Source organism: Mesorhizobium waimense (assembly GCF_003601975.1).
Taxonomy (GTDB): domain Bacteria; phylum Pseudomonadota; class Alphaproteobacteria; order Rhizobiales; family Rhizobiaceae; genus Mesorhizobium; species Mesorhizobium waimense.
Window position 1 is genome coordinate 1 of the sequence record NZ_QZWZ01000056.1, and the last position, 18,068, is coordinate 18,068.

Annotated in this window: 16 protein-coding genes; 4 read left to right on the forward strand and 12 right to left on the reverse strand. The window is 63.4% G+C overall.

Features of this window, described 5'->3' with window-relative positions; all coding sequences use genetic code 11:
• Positions 1–157: 157 nt before the first annotated feature.
• From tatC to D3227_RS34975, 9 genes are all read right to left on the reverse strand, one after another.
• Positions 158–1,033, reverse strand: a complete 876-nt coding sequence (gene tatC / locus D3227_RS34935) for a twin-arginine translocase subunit TatC (protein ID WP_120018682.1) — start codon at positions 1,031–1,033, stop codon at positions 158–160.
• Positions 1,030–1,770 (reverse strand): Sec-independent protein translocase protein TatB, encoded by a 741-nt coding sequence (tatB, locus tag D3227_RS34940; RefSeq protein WP_120018683.1) that lies wholly within the window; start codon positions 1,768–1,770, stop codon positions 1,030–1,032. The genes tatC and tatB overlap by 4 nt, the downstream gene beginning before the upstream one ends.
• 86 nt (positions 1,771–1,856) lie before the next feature.
• Positions 1,857–2,078, reverse strand: a complete 222-nt coding sequence (locus D3227_RS34945; RefSeq protein ID WP_120018684.1) for a twin-arginine translocase TatA/TatE family subunit — start codon at positions 2,076–2,078, stop codon at positions 1,857–1,859.
• Between the two features lie 179 nt (positions 2,079–2,257).
• On the reverse strand, positions 2,258–3,013 hold the full coding sequence (gene scpB / locus D3227_RS34950) for an SMC-Scp complex subunit ScpB (protein ID WP_120018685.1): 756 nt from the start codon (positions 3,011–3,013) through the stop codon (positions 2,258–2,260).
• On the reverse strand, positions 3,010–3,810 hold the full coding sequence (locus D3227_RS34955) for a segregation and condensation protein A (protein WP_120018686.1): 801 nt from the start codon (positions 3,808–3,810) through the stop codon (positions 3,010–3,012). Before D3227_RS34955 ends, scpB begins: the two co-directional genes overlap by 4 nt.
• Before the next feature lie 64 nt (positions 3,811–3,874).
• Entirely contained in the window at positions 3,875–4,894 is a 1,020-nt protein-coding gene (nagZ, locus tag D3227_RS34960; RefSeq protein ID WP_120018687.1) for a beta-N-acetylhexosaminidase, read from the reverse strand.
• Between the two features lie 134 nt (positions 4,895–5,028).
• Positions 5,029–8,613 (reverse strand): SPOR domain-containing protein, encoded by a 3,585-nt coding sequence (locus D3227_RS34965; RefSeq protein ID WP_120018688.1) that lies wholly within the window; start codon positions 8,611–8,613, stop codon positions 5,029–5,031.
• Between the two features lie 103 nt (positions 8,614–8,716).
• A complete protein-coding gene (gene argS, locus D3227_RS34970) occupies positions 8,717–10,474 on the reverse strand; it encodes an arginine--tRNA ligase (RefSeq protein WP_120018722.1) in 1,758 nt (585 codons plus the stop codon).
• Between the two features lie 61 nt (positions 10,475–10,535).
• The gene (locus D3227_RS34975) at positions 10,536–11,765 is read right to left on the reverse strand and encodes a deoxyguanosinetriphosphate triphosphohydrolase (protein WP_120018689.1); all 1,230 of its coding nucleotides are present in this window, start codon (positions 11,763–11,765) and stop codon (positions 10,536–10,538) included.
• Between the two features lie 70 nt (positions 11,766–11,835).
• Here D3227_RS34975 and erpA point away from each other — a divergent pair, with 70 nt between their 5' ends.
• The 4 genes from erpA (at position 11,836) to D3227_RS34995 (ending at position 13,829) form a co-directional block, all read left to right on the forward strand.
• Positions 11,836–12,183 (forward strand): iron-sulfur cluster insertion protein ErpA, encoded by a 348-nt coding sequence (gene erpA / locus D3227_RS34980; protein WP_120018690.1) that lies wholly within the window; start codon positions 11,836–11,838, stop codon positions 12,181–12,183.
• 10 nt (positions 12,184–12,193) lie between these two features.
• Positions 12,194–12,583, forward strand: a complete 390-nt coding sequence (locus D3227_RS34985) for a VOC family protein (protein ID WP_120018691.1) — start codon at positions 12,194–12,196, stop codon at positions 12,581–12,583.
• A gap of 7 nt (positions 12,584–12,590) precedes the next feature.
• Complete coding sequence (gene xth / locus D3227_RS34990) at positions 12,591–13,385, forward strand: exodeoxyribonuclease III (protein ID WP_120018692.1); 795 nt, start codon at positions 12,591–12,593, stop codon at positions 13,383–13,385.
• 78 nt (positions 13,386–13,463) lie between these two features.
• Positions 13,464–13,829 carry a hypothetical protein gene (locus D3227_RS34995; RefSeq protein ID WP_120018693.1) on the forward strand — a complete coding sequence of 122 codons (366 nt, stop codon included), beginning with the start codon at positions 13,464–13,466 and terminating at the stop codon, positions 13,827–13,829.
• A gap of 46 nt (positions 13,830–13,875) precedes the next feature.
• On the opposite strand, the gene D3227_RS35000 is transcribed toward D3227_RS34995, so the two are convergent.
• From D3227_RS35000 to D3227_RS35010, 3 genes are all read right to left on the reverse strand, one after another.
• Positions 13,876–14,700 (reverse strand): tetratricopeptide repeat protein, encoded by an 825-nt coding sequence (locus D3227_RS35000; RefSeq protein ID WP_120018694.1) that lies wholly within the window; start codon positions 14,698–14,700, stop codon positions 13,876–13,878.
• On the reverse strand, positions 14,687–16,411 hold the full coding sequence (gene ilvD, locus D3227_RS35005; RefSeq protein ID WP_120018695.1) for a dihydroxy-acid dehydratase: 1,725 nt from the start codon (positions 16,409–16,411) through the stop codon (positions 14,687–14,689). Before ilvD ends, D3227_RS35000 begins: the two co-directional genes overlap by 14 nt.
• A gap of 289 nt (positions 16,412–16,700) precedes the next feature.
• On the reverse strand, positions 16,701–17,939 hold the full coding sequence (locus D3227_RS35010) for an OmpP1/FadL family transporter (RefSeq protein ID WP_120018696.1): 1,239 nt from the start codon (positions 17,937–17,939) through the stop codon (positions 16,701–16,703).
• Positions 17,940–18,068: the final 129 nt, after the last annotated feature.

Here is an 18,068-nt window from a genome sequence, read left to right on the forward strand (position 1 = left end):
AGCTTTCGCCGGCCTCGATCGCCACAACAACACGCTCACGAAGATCATTCGAAAGAGGTCGCGTCATCCGATGCTGGCCTCCGATCCAGCCAGCATCTTGAATCACAAATCAGCCAAAACGGGAATCCCCTCCGATTCTGTCAATGCCTGAACCGCTCTAGGAAGGAGCCTGCGTCGAGGACGCGTCCGCCGCCTTCTCCGCCACTTCTGCCGCGGCGTCCTGTTTCTCGCGCGCCAGGCGGTCCCGTTCCTTGCTGCGTTCGATCAGCCGCGCCGACCAGATGGCGACCTCGTAGAGCAGGATGGTCGGAATGGCGAGGCCGATCTGGCTCATCGGATCCGGCGGCGTCAGCACGGCCGCCACCACGAAGGCGATGACGATCGCCCATCTGCGCTTCTCGACCAACGCCTTGGACGACAGCATGCCCACCCTGGTCATCAGGCTGGTCACCACCGGCAGCTGGAACACCAGGCCGAAGGAGAAGATCAGCGTCATGATCAGGCTGAGATACTCCGACACTTTCGGCAGCAGCGATATCTGTACCTGGTCGTCGGTGCCGGCCTGCTGCATGGCGAGGAAGAACCACATCACCATGGGCGTGAAGAAGAAGTAGACCAGCGACGCGCCCATCAGGAACAGGATCGGCGAGGCGATCAGGAACGGCAGGAACGCGTTGCGCTCGTTCTTGTAGAGGCCTGGCGCGATGAATTTGTAGATCTGAGTGGCGATCAGCGGAAAGGCGATGACCATGCCTCCGAACATGGCGAGCTTGACTTGGGTGAAGAAGAATTCCTGCGGCGCCGTGTAGATCAGCTCGACCTTGTGCGGATCGAGCCCCGCCCATTGCGTCGCCCATTTGAATGGGACGACCAGAAGGTTGAACAGCCGCTTGGCGAAGAAGAAGCAGACGAGGAAGGCGATGAAGAAGCCGCCGATCGACCAGATCAGCCGCCGCCGCAACTCGATCAGATGCTCCATCAGCGGCGCCGACGATTTTTCGATCTCGTCCTTTTCCGTATCCGAAACGCTCACTTGGCGGCTCCCGCCGGCTTCTTGGCCGCCGGCTTCTTCGCCGGCGCAAGCTTCGGCTCAGCCTTTGTCGCCGCCTTGGTTGCGGCTGCAGGCTTGGCGTCTTTTGCCGGCGCCGCATTGGCTGACACTGCTGCCGGCTTGGCCGAAGCCTTCACCGCAGGTGCCGCCTTTGCCGGTGCTGCCTTGGCTGTGGCCGCCAGGGCTTTGGCTTGCTTCGATGCCGCCGCCTTCCTTGCCGGCGCCTTTTGCGGCGCTGGCGTTGCAGCCACTGCCGGCGCCACCACCGCATCGTCGGTCATCACCGGAAAGATGGGGGCAGCCGGCGTCGTTTCCGGCCCATTGACACCCGGCATCACCGTGGCGCCGTTCTTCAGCGGCTCGGCAGCCAGCGGCGTTTCTGCCGCAGGCGTTGCAGGATCGACGGCCGGCTTCGGCTTCATCACCGCGTCGACCCCGGAGCGGACATCGGCCGCCGCCTGCTCGAACGGGTTGAGCTGCTTGCGGATCTCGGCCGCCGGATTGAGGCCTCGAAGCGAATCGACCGACTTCTTGACGTCGTCGAGTTCGGCTTCCTTCAGCGCCTCGTTGAACTGCTTCTGGAAGTCGGCGGCCATGGCGCGCAGCTTTGCCGTCGTGCGGCCGAAAGTGCGCAGCATATTGGGCAAATCCTTCGGCCCGACGACCACGATCATGACGATCGCGATCACCAGCATCTCGGTCCAGCCGACTTCAAACATGGCAATCTGTTCCGACTAATGCATGCCCGCCCAAAAGTGCGAAGCGGTTTTGGGACAACAACATGCACAAAGCAACAACCTTGGGCTCAGCTTTTGCTGGCTTTTTCCTTCACCGCCGAAACGGTTTCGTCGGTCCGATGCTCGACGGTGCGTTTGTCGTCCGCAACCTCGTCGTCGGCCATGCCCTTCTTGAAGCTCTTGATGCCCTTGGCCATGTCGCCCATCAACTCGGGGATCTTGCCGCGGCCGAACACCAGCAGCACGATCACCAGCACAATCAGCCAGTGCCAAATCGAAAATGAACCCATTGCTTATCTCTCTCGAATGTTTTCCCTGGCGATGATCTATGCGCTTTCGCGTTGGGATTCAAACACAACCGCGACAAAGTTTATGAAGGCGCGCCGGATGTCACGCACTTTCGGCGCTGCTGCCCGCTACCAATCGGCGCATCTACAGCCGGAAAGCGGCTTTTGACAGCGGCTTGCGGTCAATCTTCCGTGACGCGCGGCGTCAGCAGGCCGAGTTCCTCGAGGTCGATGTCGGTCAGCGGATCCTCGTCCTCGGTCAGCGCATCCGGGTCGGCCGGCGGCAGCGGCACTGAGAAATTCGACGGCATGCGGGTGGAAAGCAGCCCGGCGCCCTTCAATTCCTCCATACCGGGAAGGTCGCGGATCTCCTCCAGCGCGAAATGGTCAAGGAAGCTCTCGGTGGTGCCGTAGGTGACGGGACGGCCGGGCGTCTTGCGCCGGCCGCGCATCCTCACCCACTCCGTCTCCATCAGCGTGTCCAGCGTGCCCTTCGAGGTTTCGACGCCTCTGATGTCCTCGATCTCGGCGCGCGTCACCGGCTGGTGATAGGCGATGATGGCCAGCACTTCGAGCGCCGCGCGCGAAAGCTTCCTTTGCTGAACGGTATCCCGGCTCATCAGGAAGGCGAGGTCGCCGGCGGTGCGGAAGGCCCAGGCATCGCCGACACGCACCAGATTGACGCCACGCCGCGCATAGATCTGCTGCAGATCGGCCATCGCCGCGGCAATGTTGATGCCGTCCGGCAGCCGCGCGGCCAATTGCTTCTCGCTGACCGGCTGGGCGCTGGCGAAGATGATCGCCTCGGCCATGCGCACGGCTTCCGCCAGAAGTAGCCGCTCGGCCGGGTTCTCGACACGAACCTGGTCGGCGGCGCTCTCCTCGGCGTCGTCATCGACCTTGAACGGAATGACCGAAGCGTTGGCGCGTTCGCTCATGCTACCACCTCGACTGCCCTGATGCCTTGCTCGCGACCGCGCAGATAGAGCGGCGCGAACACCTGATCTTGCCGCATCTCCATCTTGCCTTCACGCACCAGTTCCAGCGTCGCGGCAAACGAACTGGCGACCGCGGTGCGCCGCTCTTCCGGCGTGGACAGATACTCGATCAGGAAACCGTCCAGCGCCGTCCAGTCGCGCAGCGTTCCGACCAGCCTGATCAGGATGTCGCGCGCATCCTTCAGCGACCAGACGCCGCGCCTGGCGATCGTCACATTGTTGATCGCCTGCTTCTGGCGCTGCTGCGCATAGGCGGTGAGCAGATCGTAGAGCGAGGCCGAGTAGGCGTTGCGCTTCTCGATGATGACCATTTCCGGCATGCCGCGCGCGAACACGTCGCGGCCGAGCCGGTTGCGGTTGACCAGCCTTGCCGAGGCGTCGCGCATGGCTTCCAGCCGCTTCAGCCGGAACTGCAGCACCGCCGCCAGTTCCTCGCCGCTTTCGCCTTCCTCGCCCGGCTGCTTGGGGATCAGAAGCTTCGACTTGAGGAAGGCAAGCCATGCCGCCATCACCAGATAGTCGGCGGCAAGCTCCAGCCGCAGTGCCCTCACCTTCTCGACGAAGGCCAGATATTGCTCGGCCAGCGCCAGGATCGAGATGCGCGCCAGATCGACCTTCTGGTTGCGCGCCAGATGCAGGAGCAGATCGAGCGGGCCTTCGAAGCCGGCGACGTCGACGACCAGCGACGGATCGCCGGTCAGCCGGGAATCGTCGTTCTCGGCCCACAGACGGTCCATCGGTGCGGCCTTCGCGGCCTTGCTGTCCAATGCTTCCGCCACTGCCTTTGTCTCTTTCCCCTGCTTAGGCCACCGCGTCGAAATAGGTGGCAAACTCGGCGCGTATCGCGGTTTCTTCAGCCGCGTCGCGATCCTTTATATAGGTCAGTGCCTGCTCCGCGCGCTCAAGCGACTTTCCTTGAAGCCCCGTGGTCCGCGATGCAATGCCGGACATCTCCTCGAAAACGCCATTGCAGTGAAGGACGAGATCGCAGCCCGCCGCAAGGATCGCGGCCGCCTTTGTCGGGAAATCCCCAGAAAGTGCCTTCATCGAGGTGTCGTCGCTCATCAACAGCCCGTCGAAGCCGATATCGCCGCGGATAATGTCGTTGACGACCTTGCCCGAGGTCGTCGCCGGATTGCTCGGATCGATGGCGCTGTAGACGACATGCGCCGTCATCGCCATCGGCAGATGGTTGAGCGCCTTGAACGGGGCGAAATCATGCCGGCGCAGTTCATCCATGGGCGTATCGACGGTCGGCAGTTCGAAATGCGTGTCGGCAAAGGCCCGCCCGTGCCCGGGAATGTGCTTCATCACCGGCAGCACGCCGCCCGACATCAGGCCTTCGGCGGCCGCGCGGCCAAGCTCGATGACGGCGCCAGGCTCCTTGCCATAGGCGCGCGCGCCGATGACGTCGCTGGCGCCCTCGATCGGCACGTCGAGCACCGGCAGGCAGTCTGCGGTGATGCCGAGGCGCAGCAGGTCGAAAGCATGCAGCCGCGCCATCAGCCAGGCAGCGCGCGCGCCAGCCTCGCGATCGTTCCGCCACAGCGCGCCGAGCGCGCCGCCGGCGGGATAGTTCGGCGCCAGCGGTGGCCGCAGGCGCTGCACCCGGCCGCCTTCCTGGTCGATGAACACCGGCGCGTCCGGACGGCCGACGCAGTCGCGCATCGAAGCGACCAGATCGCGGATCTGTTCGGTCTCGCCGATATTGCGGGCAAACAGGATGAAACCCCAGGGCCGCTCGCCGCGATAGAAGCGGATCTCGTCAGGGGTAAGCGATTTCCCGGCACAGCCGAGGATCATGGATTTTGATTCGGTCATGGCAACAAGCTTAAAGCTTCATACGGACAAAGGGAATCGTCCGGAACGATCAGCCTCGGAATGCCCGATCCCTTCCACATGAAAAAACCGGCGCGGCCTTTCGGCTGCGCCGGTTTTGGGTTGGTTTTGGCTGATCAGCGCGACACGAAGCAGTTGCCGCCGGCCGCCTTGTAGCTGGTGCACAGATTGATCGCGTCGTTGCGCGACTGCGCCGGGACGCGAACCCGGTAGAAGGTTCCCTTGCCGGCGATCTCGGCCTTGACGATGTTGGCAGTACGGCCGGAAAGCACGCTGCCATAGCGGCGCTGCAGGTCCTGGTAGGTCGACTGGGCGCTCTCGACCGTCGGCTGCGAGGCGATCTGCATCGACCACGAACCACCGCCTGTCGCTGCTGCGGTCGGCGATATGGAGGCGACCTGGTCGGGCTTGACCTCACCGACCACGTCGACCGGCTGGTCGGATGGGCGCTGCGGCGGCACCGGAACCGTGGCCGACGTGTTCGCCGCCTGCGCGTTGGCGGATTGGGCCTTGGCTTCGGCCTTCGGCGTGGGAGCTGCCGCCGGCTCGATCGGCTTGGCGGCCTCGGTAGCAGGTTGATCGGTTGGCTGATCGCTTGCCTGGTCGGTCGCGGGCGCCACGGTGCCGGTCTGCTCCGCGTCGGACTGCGCCGCCGGAGCGACAAGCTGCGGTGCCGGATCGGTCGGTTCGGCCGCGGCAACCTGCGGGGCCGCCTGCGCCGGTTCCTCACGCGGAACCAGCGAGCCATCGGGCTTGACCATCATGGTCCTGACCTTGCGCGGCGCAACGGCGGCGACTTCCGGGTTGGTACCCTTGTCTGCCTCCTGCAAGACCTGCGCGATGCGGTCCTCGGACTTCGGCGCCGGTGCGGCTTCAGCATTTCCGGATGCATCCACGCCTGGCATCGCCGCCGCAGGGACATTGCCCGCAGCATCCGTACCGGGAGCGGCATCGGTATCGTCGGGTGAGAGATCGACGACGCGGCTCTCCGGCTCCTTGGCTTTCACGTCCACCGGCTCTTCAGTGTTGGTGACCAGCTTTTCCTGCACAGGCTCAGCCGGCTTGGTGCCCTTGGCTACTGCGTCATAGACCTTGTTGTCCTGGTTCGGCACCACTGCGCCACCCGGGTTTTCCGGCTTGACCTTGATCGGCGCGTTGTCGGCCTTGACGATCACGGGCGCTTCACTGCCGCCCTTGCCGCCGAGCGACAAGGCAAAGGCGCCGAGGCCACCTGCGATGGCAACAGCGCCGACGATCGCGGCGACCATCAGGCCGCGGCTGCGCGGCTTTGTAGCCTCGCGCTCGGCCAAACCGGGCACCGACATCGCCTCGTCCAGTTCAGGATCGTAGTCGAGCTCGTCGACGGCAAAATCGTCAGCCTGCGAAACCGGCTTGCTGCCGGGCAGATTGTCCATGTCGAAGCTGCTCGCGGCAGCAGCGTGGGAAGCAGTCGCCGTCGCGGCGGCCACTTCGGCCGGCTTTGCCGCATAGGCCGGTGCTTCGTCGCGGTCATAGCCCGGCTTGAACCCGGCACTGTAGGTGTCGTCTTCATAGGCCGTGCTGCGCGCAGGCGTTACGGCCGTCTCGGCGGCGTTCATCTCGGTCAGCAGACCGGCGAATTCGGCCTCGAGGTCGTCATAGGCGGACGCCACCGGCTGATCTTCCTCGAAATTGAGTTCGGGAATATCGAGGTCGTCGGCCAGCGCGACCACGCGCTCCGGCACGTCGACCGTCTCGACATCGGGCATCTCGTCATAGCGAGGCTGTTCGTGCCGCACCGGCTCGGGCTCGACTTGTGCGGCGACCTCTTCGACCGGCTCCTGCAGGTACGCGGGCGCGGCGGAAGCCAGCGCTGATGCAACCAGCGGCACCGAAGCCATAGGCTGGGCCGAGAACGAAGCCTGCACCGGAGGAGCGGCGACCGGTGTCACCCGGCTCCACGAACGGACCGGCTCCGGCGGCGTCGAGCGCATCCAGTCCGCCGAATGGGCAAAGCTTCCCCCGACAGCGGTGCGCCCCGCTTCATCGTGACCACGGTCCGCTTCATCGTGACCACGGTCCGATTCATCGTGGCCAAGGTCCGGCTGGTCGTGATCCCGGTCTGGTTCATGGCCAAGGTCCGATTCATCGTGACCCAGGTCCGAATCATCGTGACCAAGGTCCGATTCATCGTGACCAAGGTCCGACTCTTCGTGACCGGGGTTGATACCCCTGGCAAAGGCGGCATCGAACGCGTCGTCGTCGAACGCAACGTCGACGGGAGCCGCCACAGTCTCAGCCCTGAAATCCTCACCATCGAGCTCGCCGGCGAGATCAATGTCGAGATCGGCGTCGACAGCCTGGGCCGCCTCATGATGTTGCTCGGCCGCCTCATGATGCTGCGGCTCGGCAGGCTCATGTTCGTCAAGGTCCCAATCGAGTTCTTCGATGGGATCGGCCTGCTGCGCAGCGGCCGTTTCCGCCACGACTGCCGGCTGTTGAACCGGCGCGGGCTCCTTCGCGGCGACGGGAACCGGCCGCGCGGTCATGGCGCCAAGCAGTGCATTCAGTTCGTCTTCCAGGCTCCGCTCGTCTGCGGCGGCAATCGGCTTTGCCGGTTCGGCCACAACCGCGGCGGGCGCCATCGGCTCCGCGGCGGCGATTTCGGCAACCTGCTCTTCAGCCGCCTCGGCCTGCCCCTCGTCGATGCCGAGGTCGAAATCGTCGTCAAACGCGTCCTGCGCGGCAACCTCGGGAGCATCAGTCTCGGGAACATCGTTGTCGGCTTTGGCGACATAGGCCGCCTCGACAGGTGCTTCGACAGCCTCGACAGGCGTTTCGACGGCCAGGGGCTCGTCGATGTCGACCGGCTCTTCGGCACGGACATCGAAATCCATATCGACGTCGGCCATATCCATATCGACGTCGGCCATCGCCTCGTCGAAATGGTCGGAAAACTCCGCTTCGGGAATCTGACGGTCGGCTTCCTCGGCAATCTGGACCGGCGCCGGATGTTCGACAGCGGCAGCAGTGGCGTGATGATCCTCCGCCGCCGGCACTTCATCGTCGAACGGCGCGTGGCCGTCGAGTGTCAGCTCGTCCTCAAGCGACAAGGAAACGGCATCGTCCAAATCGTCATCGAATGCGGCTTCGACCGCCGGCGCGGTGTGCTCCGCGGCGGCGTGCTCCGCAACGCCATGTTCGGTCGCGTCGGCCATAGGACCGTCGAGCTGGAATTCCTGATCGAGCGACGCGGCAAGCTCGGCGTCCATCGGCAGGTCGTCGTCGAGCGGCGACACGTCTTCCAGCGAGTTGGCGATCGCCTGGTCGAAATCATCACCGAAGGCAGCCTCGACCTGCGGCGCAGCAACCTCGACGACGGGCGCAAAGTGATCGGCAGGGTCGTCGAACACGAAATCCTGTTCGAGCGAAGCCGCAAGCTCGTCATTCATCGTGGCGGCAACAGATTCGAAAGCCGGCTCCTGGCGCTGCGCGGCATCCTCATCGGCGCCGAATTCGCCCATCAGCTCCTTCTCGAGGTCGATATCGAAATCACCCTCTTCGGCAAGCTGGTCGGCCGGAGCAGCCTTCGGCGCGGCAGGCGCCTGCGGCTTTACCGGCTGGCGCGGGTCGAAACCCATGATCCGGGTCAGTTCCGCGAACGGATCATCGTCAGCGATGTCGTTATGGTCGGCTGCTTTCAGCTGGGTTCTGTCTGCCATTATTGTTCCCGAACTCGCACACATTCGGACGCCATGGACGTCGCGCAGGGTTGGCCCATACCAGCGCAATGTGGGCAAAAGGTGACAGGTTTTTTAGTCAAACCTAACGCATTTCCGAGGGCGCATCAGCCCCAATAAGCGTTAGGCCGGACGTCAAAACGTCCGATACAGCCTGCACCAGCCCTAGTCTGGCATACGTCAATTGTCGGTCGTTAACCTTAACAAAACGTAAGTCGGGATTGTCGGTACCCCGGTTCCAATGTCCATGGAAGCTGGACGCCAGATCGTAGAGGTAGAATGCCAGCCTGTGCGGCTCCAGCGCAAGGGCCGCGGATTCGATTAGCCGGGGATATTCAGCCAGCTTCCGGATCAGGCCGATTTCGCCCTCGTCGGTCAGCGACGCCACTGCCTCTGCCAGCCGGTTGCGGTCGAAATTGGCCTCGCCCAGTTGCTCGCTCGCCTGCCGGAACACCGAATGGCAGCGCGCCGAGGCGTACTGCACATAGAATACCGGATTGTCCTTGGACTGTTCGGTCACCTTGGCGAAGTCAAAGTCGAGCGGTGCATCGTTCTTGCGGTAGAGCATCATGAAGCGGATCGGGTCGCGGCCGACCTCTTCCACCACTTCGCGCAGCGTGACGAAATCGCCCGACCGCTTCGACATGCGCACCGGTTCGCCATCGCGGAACAGCTTCACCAATTGGCAGAGCAGCACAGTGAGCTTGACCTCGTCGCCGGCAACCGCGCGCGCCAGCGCTTCCAGCCGCTTGACGTAGCCACCATGGTCGGCGCCGAGCACATATATCAGGTCGACGAAGCCGCGGTCGACCTTGTCCTTGAGATATGCGACGTCGGCGGCGAAATAGGTGAAGGAGCCGTCGGATTTGACCAGCGCCCGGTCCATGTCGTCGCCGACCGCGGTCGAGCGGAACAGCGTCTGCTCGCGATCCTCCCAGTCGTCCGGCTTCTCGCCCTTGGGCGGCGGCAGCTTGCCCTTGTAGATATGCCCCTTCAGCGTCAGGTCGCTGATCGCCGCGCGGATCTTCCTGGCATTGTCGGCATGCAGCGTGCGCTCGGAGAAGAACACGTCGTGATGCACGTTGAGTAGCGCCAGGTCGTCACGGATCATCGCCATCATGGCGTCGATCGTGCGGTCCTTGACGATGGCGAGCGCCTCGTAATCGGGCATCTGCAACAACTTGCGGCCGAATTCCGCGACCAGCGCTTCACCGACCGGAACCAGGTAGTCGCCGGGATAGAGCCCGGCCGGTATCTCGCCGATGTCGTCGCCCAGCGCCTCGCGGTAGCGCAGGAAGGCCGAGCGCCCGAGAACATCGATCTGCGAGCCGGCATCGTTGATGACATATTCTTTGGTCACGTCGTAACCGGCGAACGCCATAAGATTGGCCAACGTGTCGCCGACAACGGCACCCCGGCAATGGCCGACATGCATCGGGCCGGTCGGGTTGGCCGAGACATATTCGACATTGGCCTTCCTGCTGCCACCGATGGTCGAGCGGCCATAGTTGCGGCCTTCGCCAAGCAAGGCCGTAAGATGCGCCTGCCAGAACCCGTCCTTGAGCCTGAGATTGACGAAGCCGGGACCGGCAATTTCGGCGGCCGAAATGTCGGGATCGGTGCGCAGCGCCTCGGCCAGTCTTTCGGCCAGCGCGCGCGGGTTCTGCCCGGTCGGCTTGGCCAGCACCATCGCCGCATTGGTGGCGAGATCGCCGTGGCTGGCATCGCGCGGCGGTTCGACGGCAATGCGCGACAGGTCGGGCGAAACGCCATCCTTGTCTTTCAAATCAAGTGCTTCGACAGCTTTGATGATTCGCGCGGTGAAATCGGCGAAGATATTCATGGGTGTGCTCTGGCGGCTTTGCAGGGTGACCGGCTCATTGGCCGGCAAAATCGTGCCCGCCCTAGCTTAAATCCGGCGTATGGTCAAACAAACGGCGGTGTTCCTTCAAGGCGTAGGTGTCGGTCATGCCCGCCAGGAAATCGGCAACGCTGCGCGCCTTGATGCGATCCTCGGCCCGGTCGAGCCCTTCGCGCCAGCCATCGGGCATGGCGCGCGGGTCGGCGAAATAGACGTCGAACAGGTCCCTGACGATCTGCTCGGCGTCGCTCCGCACGCGCATAACCTCGCTGTGCCTGTAGAGGTGCTTGTAGAGAAAGGCCTTCAGTTCCTTCTCGGTCGCGGCCATGCCGGCCGAGAAGGTCACCATCGTCTCGCCCGCCGCCCGCACTGCATCAGCGCTTTCCGGCTTCAGGCGCTTGAGATTGGCGGTGGTGGAGGCGATCACGTCCTCGACCATCATGGTGATCTGCCGGCGCATCAGCTCGTGCCCGGTGCGCACGTCATCGAGCGCCGGATAGCGCGCGCGCACGCCTTGGAGGATCGAGCCCGGCAGGGTTACACCTTCCAGCATATCCAGCGTCAGGAAGCCCGATCTCAGGCCATCGTCTATGTCGTGGGTGTTGTAGGCAATGTCGTCGGCGATCGCCGCGCATTGCGCCTCGATGCCGGCGAAGCGGTCGAGTTCCAGGTCATGCAGTTCGGAATAGTCGCGGATCGCTTGTGGCAGCGGGCCCTTCAGGCCCTTGCCGCTCGCGTCCGTCAGCGGGCCATTGTGCTTGACCAGCCCTTCCAGCGTTTCCCAGGTCAGGTTCAGCCCGTCGAACTCGGCATAGCGCCGCTCCAGCCGCGTCACCACGCGCAACGACTGAGCATTGTGGTCGAAGCCACCCCAGGAAGCCATCTTCTCGTTGAGCGCTTCTTCGCCGGTGTGGCCGAAGGGCGTGTGGCCGAAATCATGCACCAACGCCACCGCCTCGGCGAGATCCTCGTCGCCACGCAGCGCCCGCGCCAAGGCGCGTGCGATCTGCGCCACCTCGATCGAATGCGTCAGGCGGGTGCGGTAGTGGTCGCCCTCATGGGCGACAAACACCTGCGTCTTGTGCTTCAGTCGGCGAAAGGCCGTCGAATGGATGATACGGTCGCGGTCGCGCTGGAACGGCGTGCGGGTCGGGCTCTCCACCTCCTCGAACAGCCGCCCGCGCGAGCGCGCCGGATCGCTGGCATAAGCCGCGCGCGGCCGATAGCCGAATCCGATGTCGCCGAGAGCATCCCTGTCTTGCCGCTCGCCCATTCACCCACCAGTTGACTTGGCCCCCCGCGCTTCATACCTATCATATGAAACCGAAAGCAAGGTGACGCCCATGGGCGCGGATGCCAAGACCGCCATGAAAGTCGAGATGACCGACGCCGCCGCAAGGCGGATCGCCAAGATTGTTTCGGGCGAAGCCGGCAAGACGGCTTTGCGTGTTTCCGTCGAAGGCGGCGGCTGCTCCGGCTTTTCCTACAAGTTCGACCTGGTCGACACGCGCAACGACGACGACGTTGCCATCGAGAAGGACGGCGCCACCGTGCTGATCGACGATCTGTCGCTGGTCTATATGGGAGGCTCGGTGATTGATTTCGTCGACGACCTGATGGGCCAGTCGTTCCAGATCAGGAACCCGAACGCAGTCGCCTCCTGCGGCTGCGGCACCAGTTTCTCAGTCTAGCGACATCGCGATGCCTGTTATCGGCGCGGTCCGTCAGGTCGCGCTCTCGGCCGGCCGCGACCTCGACACGACTTTGGCATTCTGGCGCGACGTGCTCGGCATGAGCGTTCACGCCCGCTACGATCCGCCCGGCATCGCCTTCATCATGGCTGGCGAAGTGCGCCTCTTCTTCACCGATGGCGTGCCGGCGGGGATCGTCTATCTCGACATAGCGGGCCTCGAAGCCTTCCACGCCAAGGCAAAGGCATCAGGCATTCCTTTCACCGCGCCGCCGGCGCTCGTCCATCGCGATATGGAGGGCCAGTTCGGGCCGGCGGGGGAAAGCGAATGGATGGCCTTTCTAAAGGACCCGGCAGGCAATACGATCGGCCTCGTCGAACGTCTTCCGCCAGATTCCTGAGGCTGCCATGAAAATCGTCACCTGGAACATCAACGGCGTTCGTGCCCGCATCGGCAACCTCACCCATTGGCTCACGGAAAGCGCGCCCGACATCGTCTGCCTGCAGGAGATCAAGACCGTCGACGAGCAGTTCCCGCGCGCCGAGATCGAGGCGCTGGGCTACAATGTCGAGACCCATGGCCAGAAGGGTTTCAATGGCGTCGCCATCCTGTCGAAGCTGCGCTTCGACGAGGTCAATCGCGGCCTGCCGGGCGACGATGCGGACGAGCAGGCGCGTTTCATCGAAGGCGTGTTCTCGACCGACAAGGGCGCTTTGCGTGTCGCCTCGCTCTATCTGCCGAACGGCAACCCGATCGATGACGAGAAGAAGTTTGCCTACAAGCTGTCCTGGATGGCGCGGCTGGAACGCTGGGCCGAGCAACGGCTGTTGCTGGAAGAGGCGCTGGTGCTGGCCGGCGACTACAACGTCATCCCCGAGCCGATCGACGCAAGATTCCCGGAAAACTGGCTGGGTGACGCACTATTCCAGCCCGAGACCCGGCAGGCCTTCCGTCGCCTGAAGAACCTCGGCTTCACCGAAGCGGTGCGCACCGTCACCGACCATGCGGATGTCTACACCTTCTGGGATTATCAGGCCGGCGCCTGGCAGAAGAACAACGGCATCCGCATCGACCATCTGCTGCTGTCGCCCGAAGCCGCCAATCGTTTCTCCTCGGCCTCGATCGAGAAGCACGTGCGCGCCTGGGAAAAGCCATCCGACCATGTGCCGGTGGCGATCGATCTGGCGCTGCAGCCGGCCTGAGCAGCCCGCCGGCTACGGCCAGCACGACCCAAGCGGACCTCATATCGCCACAAATCGCGCGTTTCATGTGAAATCATCATGGTGGCCGGGGTTCCCATGACTATCCGATCCGTTCTCTGCCCGATCGCTTGCGGGCTCGCAATGGCAAAAGCCACGATGGCAAGAGCCACGCTTGCTATGGCGGCAGCCACGCTTGCTATGGCAACGCCGGCCTTTACCGCCCCGGAATGCCTCGCCAACGGCAAATCGTTCCAGATTGGCCAGGTCGCCTGCCTGACGCTCGGCAACGAGAGCCACCTCGCCCGCTGCGAGATGGTGCTCAACAACACCTCCTGGACCAAGATACACGACGATTGCCCGGGAAACACACCGCCGCGGCTACACCCCACGTCGATCTCGACACCGGTGCCAAGCCTGGTGCCGACGGAGTCGACCGAAAACTGATTTGCCTGAGAGCCGATCTCAGATCGGCAGTTCGGTCGTTGGCGCCCTACTGGTCGCCGCCGCCCTTGGTCAGGATGTCGTCGGCCAGCGAGATGGCTGTTCGGCGGTCGGCCTCGCCGGCCGCTGCAAACGCCTCTTCCTGCATGTTGCGGATCCAGGACTGATCGGCCGGTGCCGCGCGTTCGAGCGCCGCCGTCATCATCGCCAGCCCGCGCACGATCTTGCCGCTCTGGAACAGGAGGTTGCCGAGCGTCGCCTGCGCTCCGGCATGGCCCTTTTCGGCGGCGAGCTGGAACCAGCGCCCGGCCTGTCTGACGCTCGCCTTGACGCCGCCCTCGCCTTTCAGGAACATCTGTCCCATCTCGAACTGCGCGTTCGGATTGCGGTAGTTGGCGGCGGCACGCATGTAATATTCCTGCGCCGCCACCTCGTTCTCGGTGACCGGGCTGCCGGGAATACCTTTCCTCAGATAGTCACCCAGTGCCACCAGCGCGTCCGACACATAGCTTTCCTCGGGCGATCCCGGCTCGACATCCTGGTCGACGATCTCTGAGAAGAACTTGAACGCCGCATAGTCGTCGCGCGCGACACCGTCGCCTTCGGCATACATGCGCGCAAGCTTCCAGGTGGCGCCGATCTGGCCGTTCTCGGCAGCGTATTTATAGGCCTCGACCGCCTGCTCCTTGTGGCCGCTCTTGTAAGCGGAAAAGCCGAACTGGAACACCGCCCACGGGCTGGATTGCGGCTTCACGCCGGTCTTGTCGTCGAACACCTTGTCGTCGAAGGCCATGGCCTGCCCCACGGCGCCAAAGGTCGCTGCCGCGACCAGTGCCGAAAAGACAGACGACCTCAACACCTCAGATATCCGCATAGCAATGTGTTTCTTTCGCACCGCCGGGATGGGTGACCGCGCCGTCGCGAGCCGACCCAACCGTCTGCGCATACTTCCAGATCGCGCCCGACTGGTAGTCGGTCGTGCGCGCCTTCCAACTCTTCGCCCTCGTCTCCAGTTCCGCATCGGACAGATCTACCTCGATCGTGCCATTGACCGCATCGATCGAGATCACGTCGCCGTCCTTCAGCAGCCCGATCGGGCCGCCCACCGCCGCTTCCGGCCCAACATGGCCGATGCAGAAGCCACGCGTCGCGCCCGAAAAGCGTCCATCGGTGATCAGTGCCACCTTGCCGCCCATGCCCTGGCCGTAGAGAGCCGCCGTCGTCGACAGCATCTCGCGCATGCCCGGACCGCCGCGCGGCCCCTCGTAGCGGATGACGAGAACCTCGCCTTCCCTGTAATTGCGCTGCGTGACCGCTTCGAAGCACTCCTCTTCCGAATCGAAGCAACGCGCCGGACCCGAGAATTTCAGTTCCGACATGCCCGCGACCTTCACGATCGCACCTTCGGGGGCAAGGTTGCCCTTCAAGCCCACAACACCGCCCGTCTGGGTGATTGGCCGGTTGGCGGGACGGACCACATCCTGGCTGTCATTCCAGGCAACATGTTCCATATTTTCGGCCAAAGTGCGGCCAGTCACCGTCAGGCAATCGCCATGCAGATAGCCATGGTCGAGCAGCGTCTTCATCAAGAGTGGAATGCCGCCGGCCTCGAACATGTCCTTGGCGACATATTTGCCGCCTGGCTTGAGGTCGGCGATATAAGGCGTCTTCTCGAAGATCGCAGCGACGTCGAAGAGGTCGAACTTGATCCCGGCCTCGTGCGCGATCGCCGGCAGATGCAGCGCCGCATTGGTCGAACCGCCGGTGGCCGAAACCACGGTCGCCGCATTCTCCAGCGCCTTCAGCGTGACGATGTCGCGCGGCCGGATGTTTTTGGCGATCAGCTCCACGATCTTTTTGCCGGAGGCGAAATTGAAGCGGTCGCGCATCTCGTAAGGCGCCGGCGCGCCGCAGGAATAGGGTAGTGCCAAGCCGATCGCCTCGGCGACTGTGGCCATGGTGTTGGCGGTGAACTGGGCGCCGCAGGAGCCAGCCGAAGGACAGGCAACCTGTTCGATCTCGAGCAACTCTGCGTCACTGATCGCGCCGACCGAATGCTGGCCGACGGCCTCGAACACGTCCTGCACGGTGATCTGCCGGCCGCGATAGCTGCCGGGCAGGATCGAGCCGCCATAAATGAAGATCGACGGCACGTTGAGCCGCACCATGGCCATCATCATGCCGGGCAGCGACTTGTCGCAGCCGGCCAGCCCAACCAGCGCATCGTAGCAATGGCCGCGCATGGTGAGTTCGACGGAATCGGCGATGACCTCGCGCGACACCAGCGACGACTTCATGCCCTGGTGGCCCATGGCGATGCCGTCGGTGACGGTGATGGTGCAGAATTCGCGCGGCGTGCCGTTGGCGGCCGCCACACCTTTCTTGACCACCTGCGCCTGTCGCATCAGCGAGGTGTTGCAGGGCGCTGCCTCGTTCCAGCAAGAGGCGACGCCGACCAGAGGCTGCGCGATCTCGGCCGCCGACAGCCCCATCGCGTAGAGATAGGAACGATGCGGCGCACGCGCCGGACCAACGGTCACGTACCGGCTGGGAAGCTTGGCCTTGGAGATGACTTTGGCGTCCATACTCGTCCTTGCCGCGGGCGGTGCGGCCTGCCCCATCGCCGAGCCTTTTGGCGCGTGTCCCGAGACATATTCGAGGTGCGCCGGGTTTATGGCGGGAAATAGGCAATGTCCCCGGCCGGAACCGTAGCGCGGGGGTTGTTCATAAACTGTTGCTAAAACGTCACAATCGCAGGAGGCGGCGATGGAGCGGCTTGTATGCAACGCAGACGCTTGCCAGCACTGTCCAGCGTCACCTCTTCAAACGAAAAGGCCGGGCGATGCCCGGCCTTTTATTTTAATTTTCAATGACTTAGAACTTGATCTTGACACCGCCAGAAATTGCCGTGACCAGATCGTTGCCGAAATCATAGCTGACGTCCGTGCCGGCTACATAGCCGTTCTCGCCAGCCACCGTCCCCGAATGGCCGCTGGTCAGCACACCGACCGCGCCGGCCAGACGAATTTCGACGTTCGCTGTCGGCGTGTAGGCAACGCCACCACCCACCGTCCAGGTATCGGTCTGCGAACCGTAGCCGTGCGAAGTGCCGCGATCCCAGGAAAGCTGGCCGGCAGCGCTCCACTGATCATTGAACTTGTGGCCGACACCGCCCGTGACCGTCCAGCCATCGCGGTACATCAGGTCGAGCGAGGTAACCTGGGACGAACCAGAAACAGCATTGCCCGTAAAGCATGTCGATGCGGGAAAACCTACCGGACAGATCGGAACGCTTTGCAGCACACTCCAGTTGACCCACTTGAGCGAACCGAAAGCGAGCCAGCCAGGCGCGATGCCCGACTGCAATTTCAACTCCACCACATCCGGCATATACTGTGTTGAGCCGTAGATCGGAATAACGGCCCCACCAACGTTCGTCAGGTCCAGCGTACCTGAGATGTTGTCGAGCTTAACTTTCGAATTGTAGACAAGGCTTGCACGCAGCGCGATTTCGGGAATCTCGTAAGCGAGGCCGGCGCGCCAACCCCAGCCCGTGGTCGACAGATCGACGCGGCCCGTGCCGCCGAAATCGGGCACCAGCGGCGACACAAGGCTTTCCTTGAAGCCGTAGATCTTCTGGTAGAATACACCGCCGATAAAGCGAAGCTGACCTTTACCAGCGTCCATCTTGTAGGAACAGGTCGCAGCGTAGTTGTCGCTCTTGATGTCGGTTTCCATGTTGGACTGGGCGCCTGCCCAGAGACCCGGATTTGTGTGCGCGCCCCAGGGCTGCGAATAGTCGACCATGCAATCGACGCCCTTGACGACCTCGGCCTTGACGCCGATGCGCGGCACCCAATAGTCCGCGCTTTCCTTCGTGCTGCTGCCCAGAGCCGTCACGTTGCCGTCAAAGGGGTCAGTATCCACCGCGTTCTTGACCTTGCGGTCCGGCATCACGAAGGTCGCTTCCGCTTCCGACGCGAACGGCGCCGGATCGAACAGAAGATCGATGTCGTAGCCGCCACGCTCCAAGCCGCCGGCGTGCGCCGAGCCGATCAAAGCCATCGAAAAGCACCCTGCCCCCAGCAGTGCTTTGAGACGCAAATAGTTCATGAATTCCCTCCCCGAAAATACTGGTGCGTCAAGCTAGAACCAATTCGGGTTAACGGCGCAACAACGAATTCTCGGGGCGTACATGTACACCCTTGCCAAACGCATTTTCGACAAAGTGATGGACCTTAC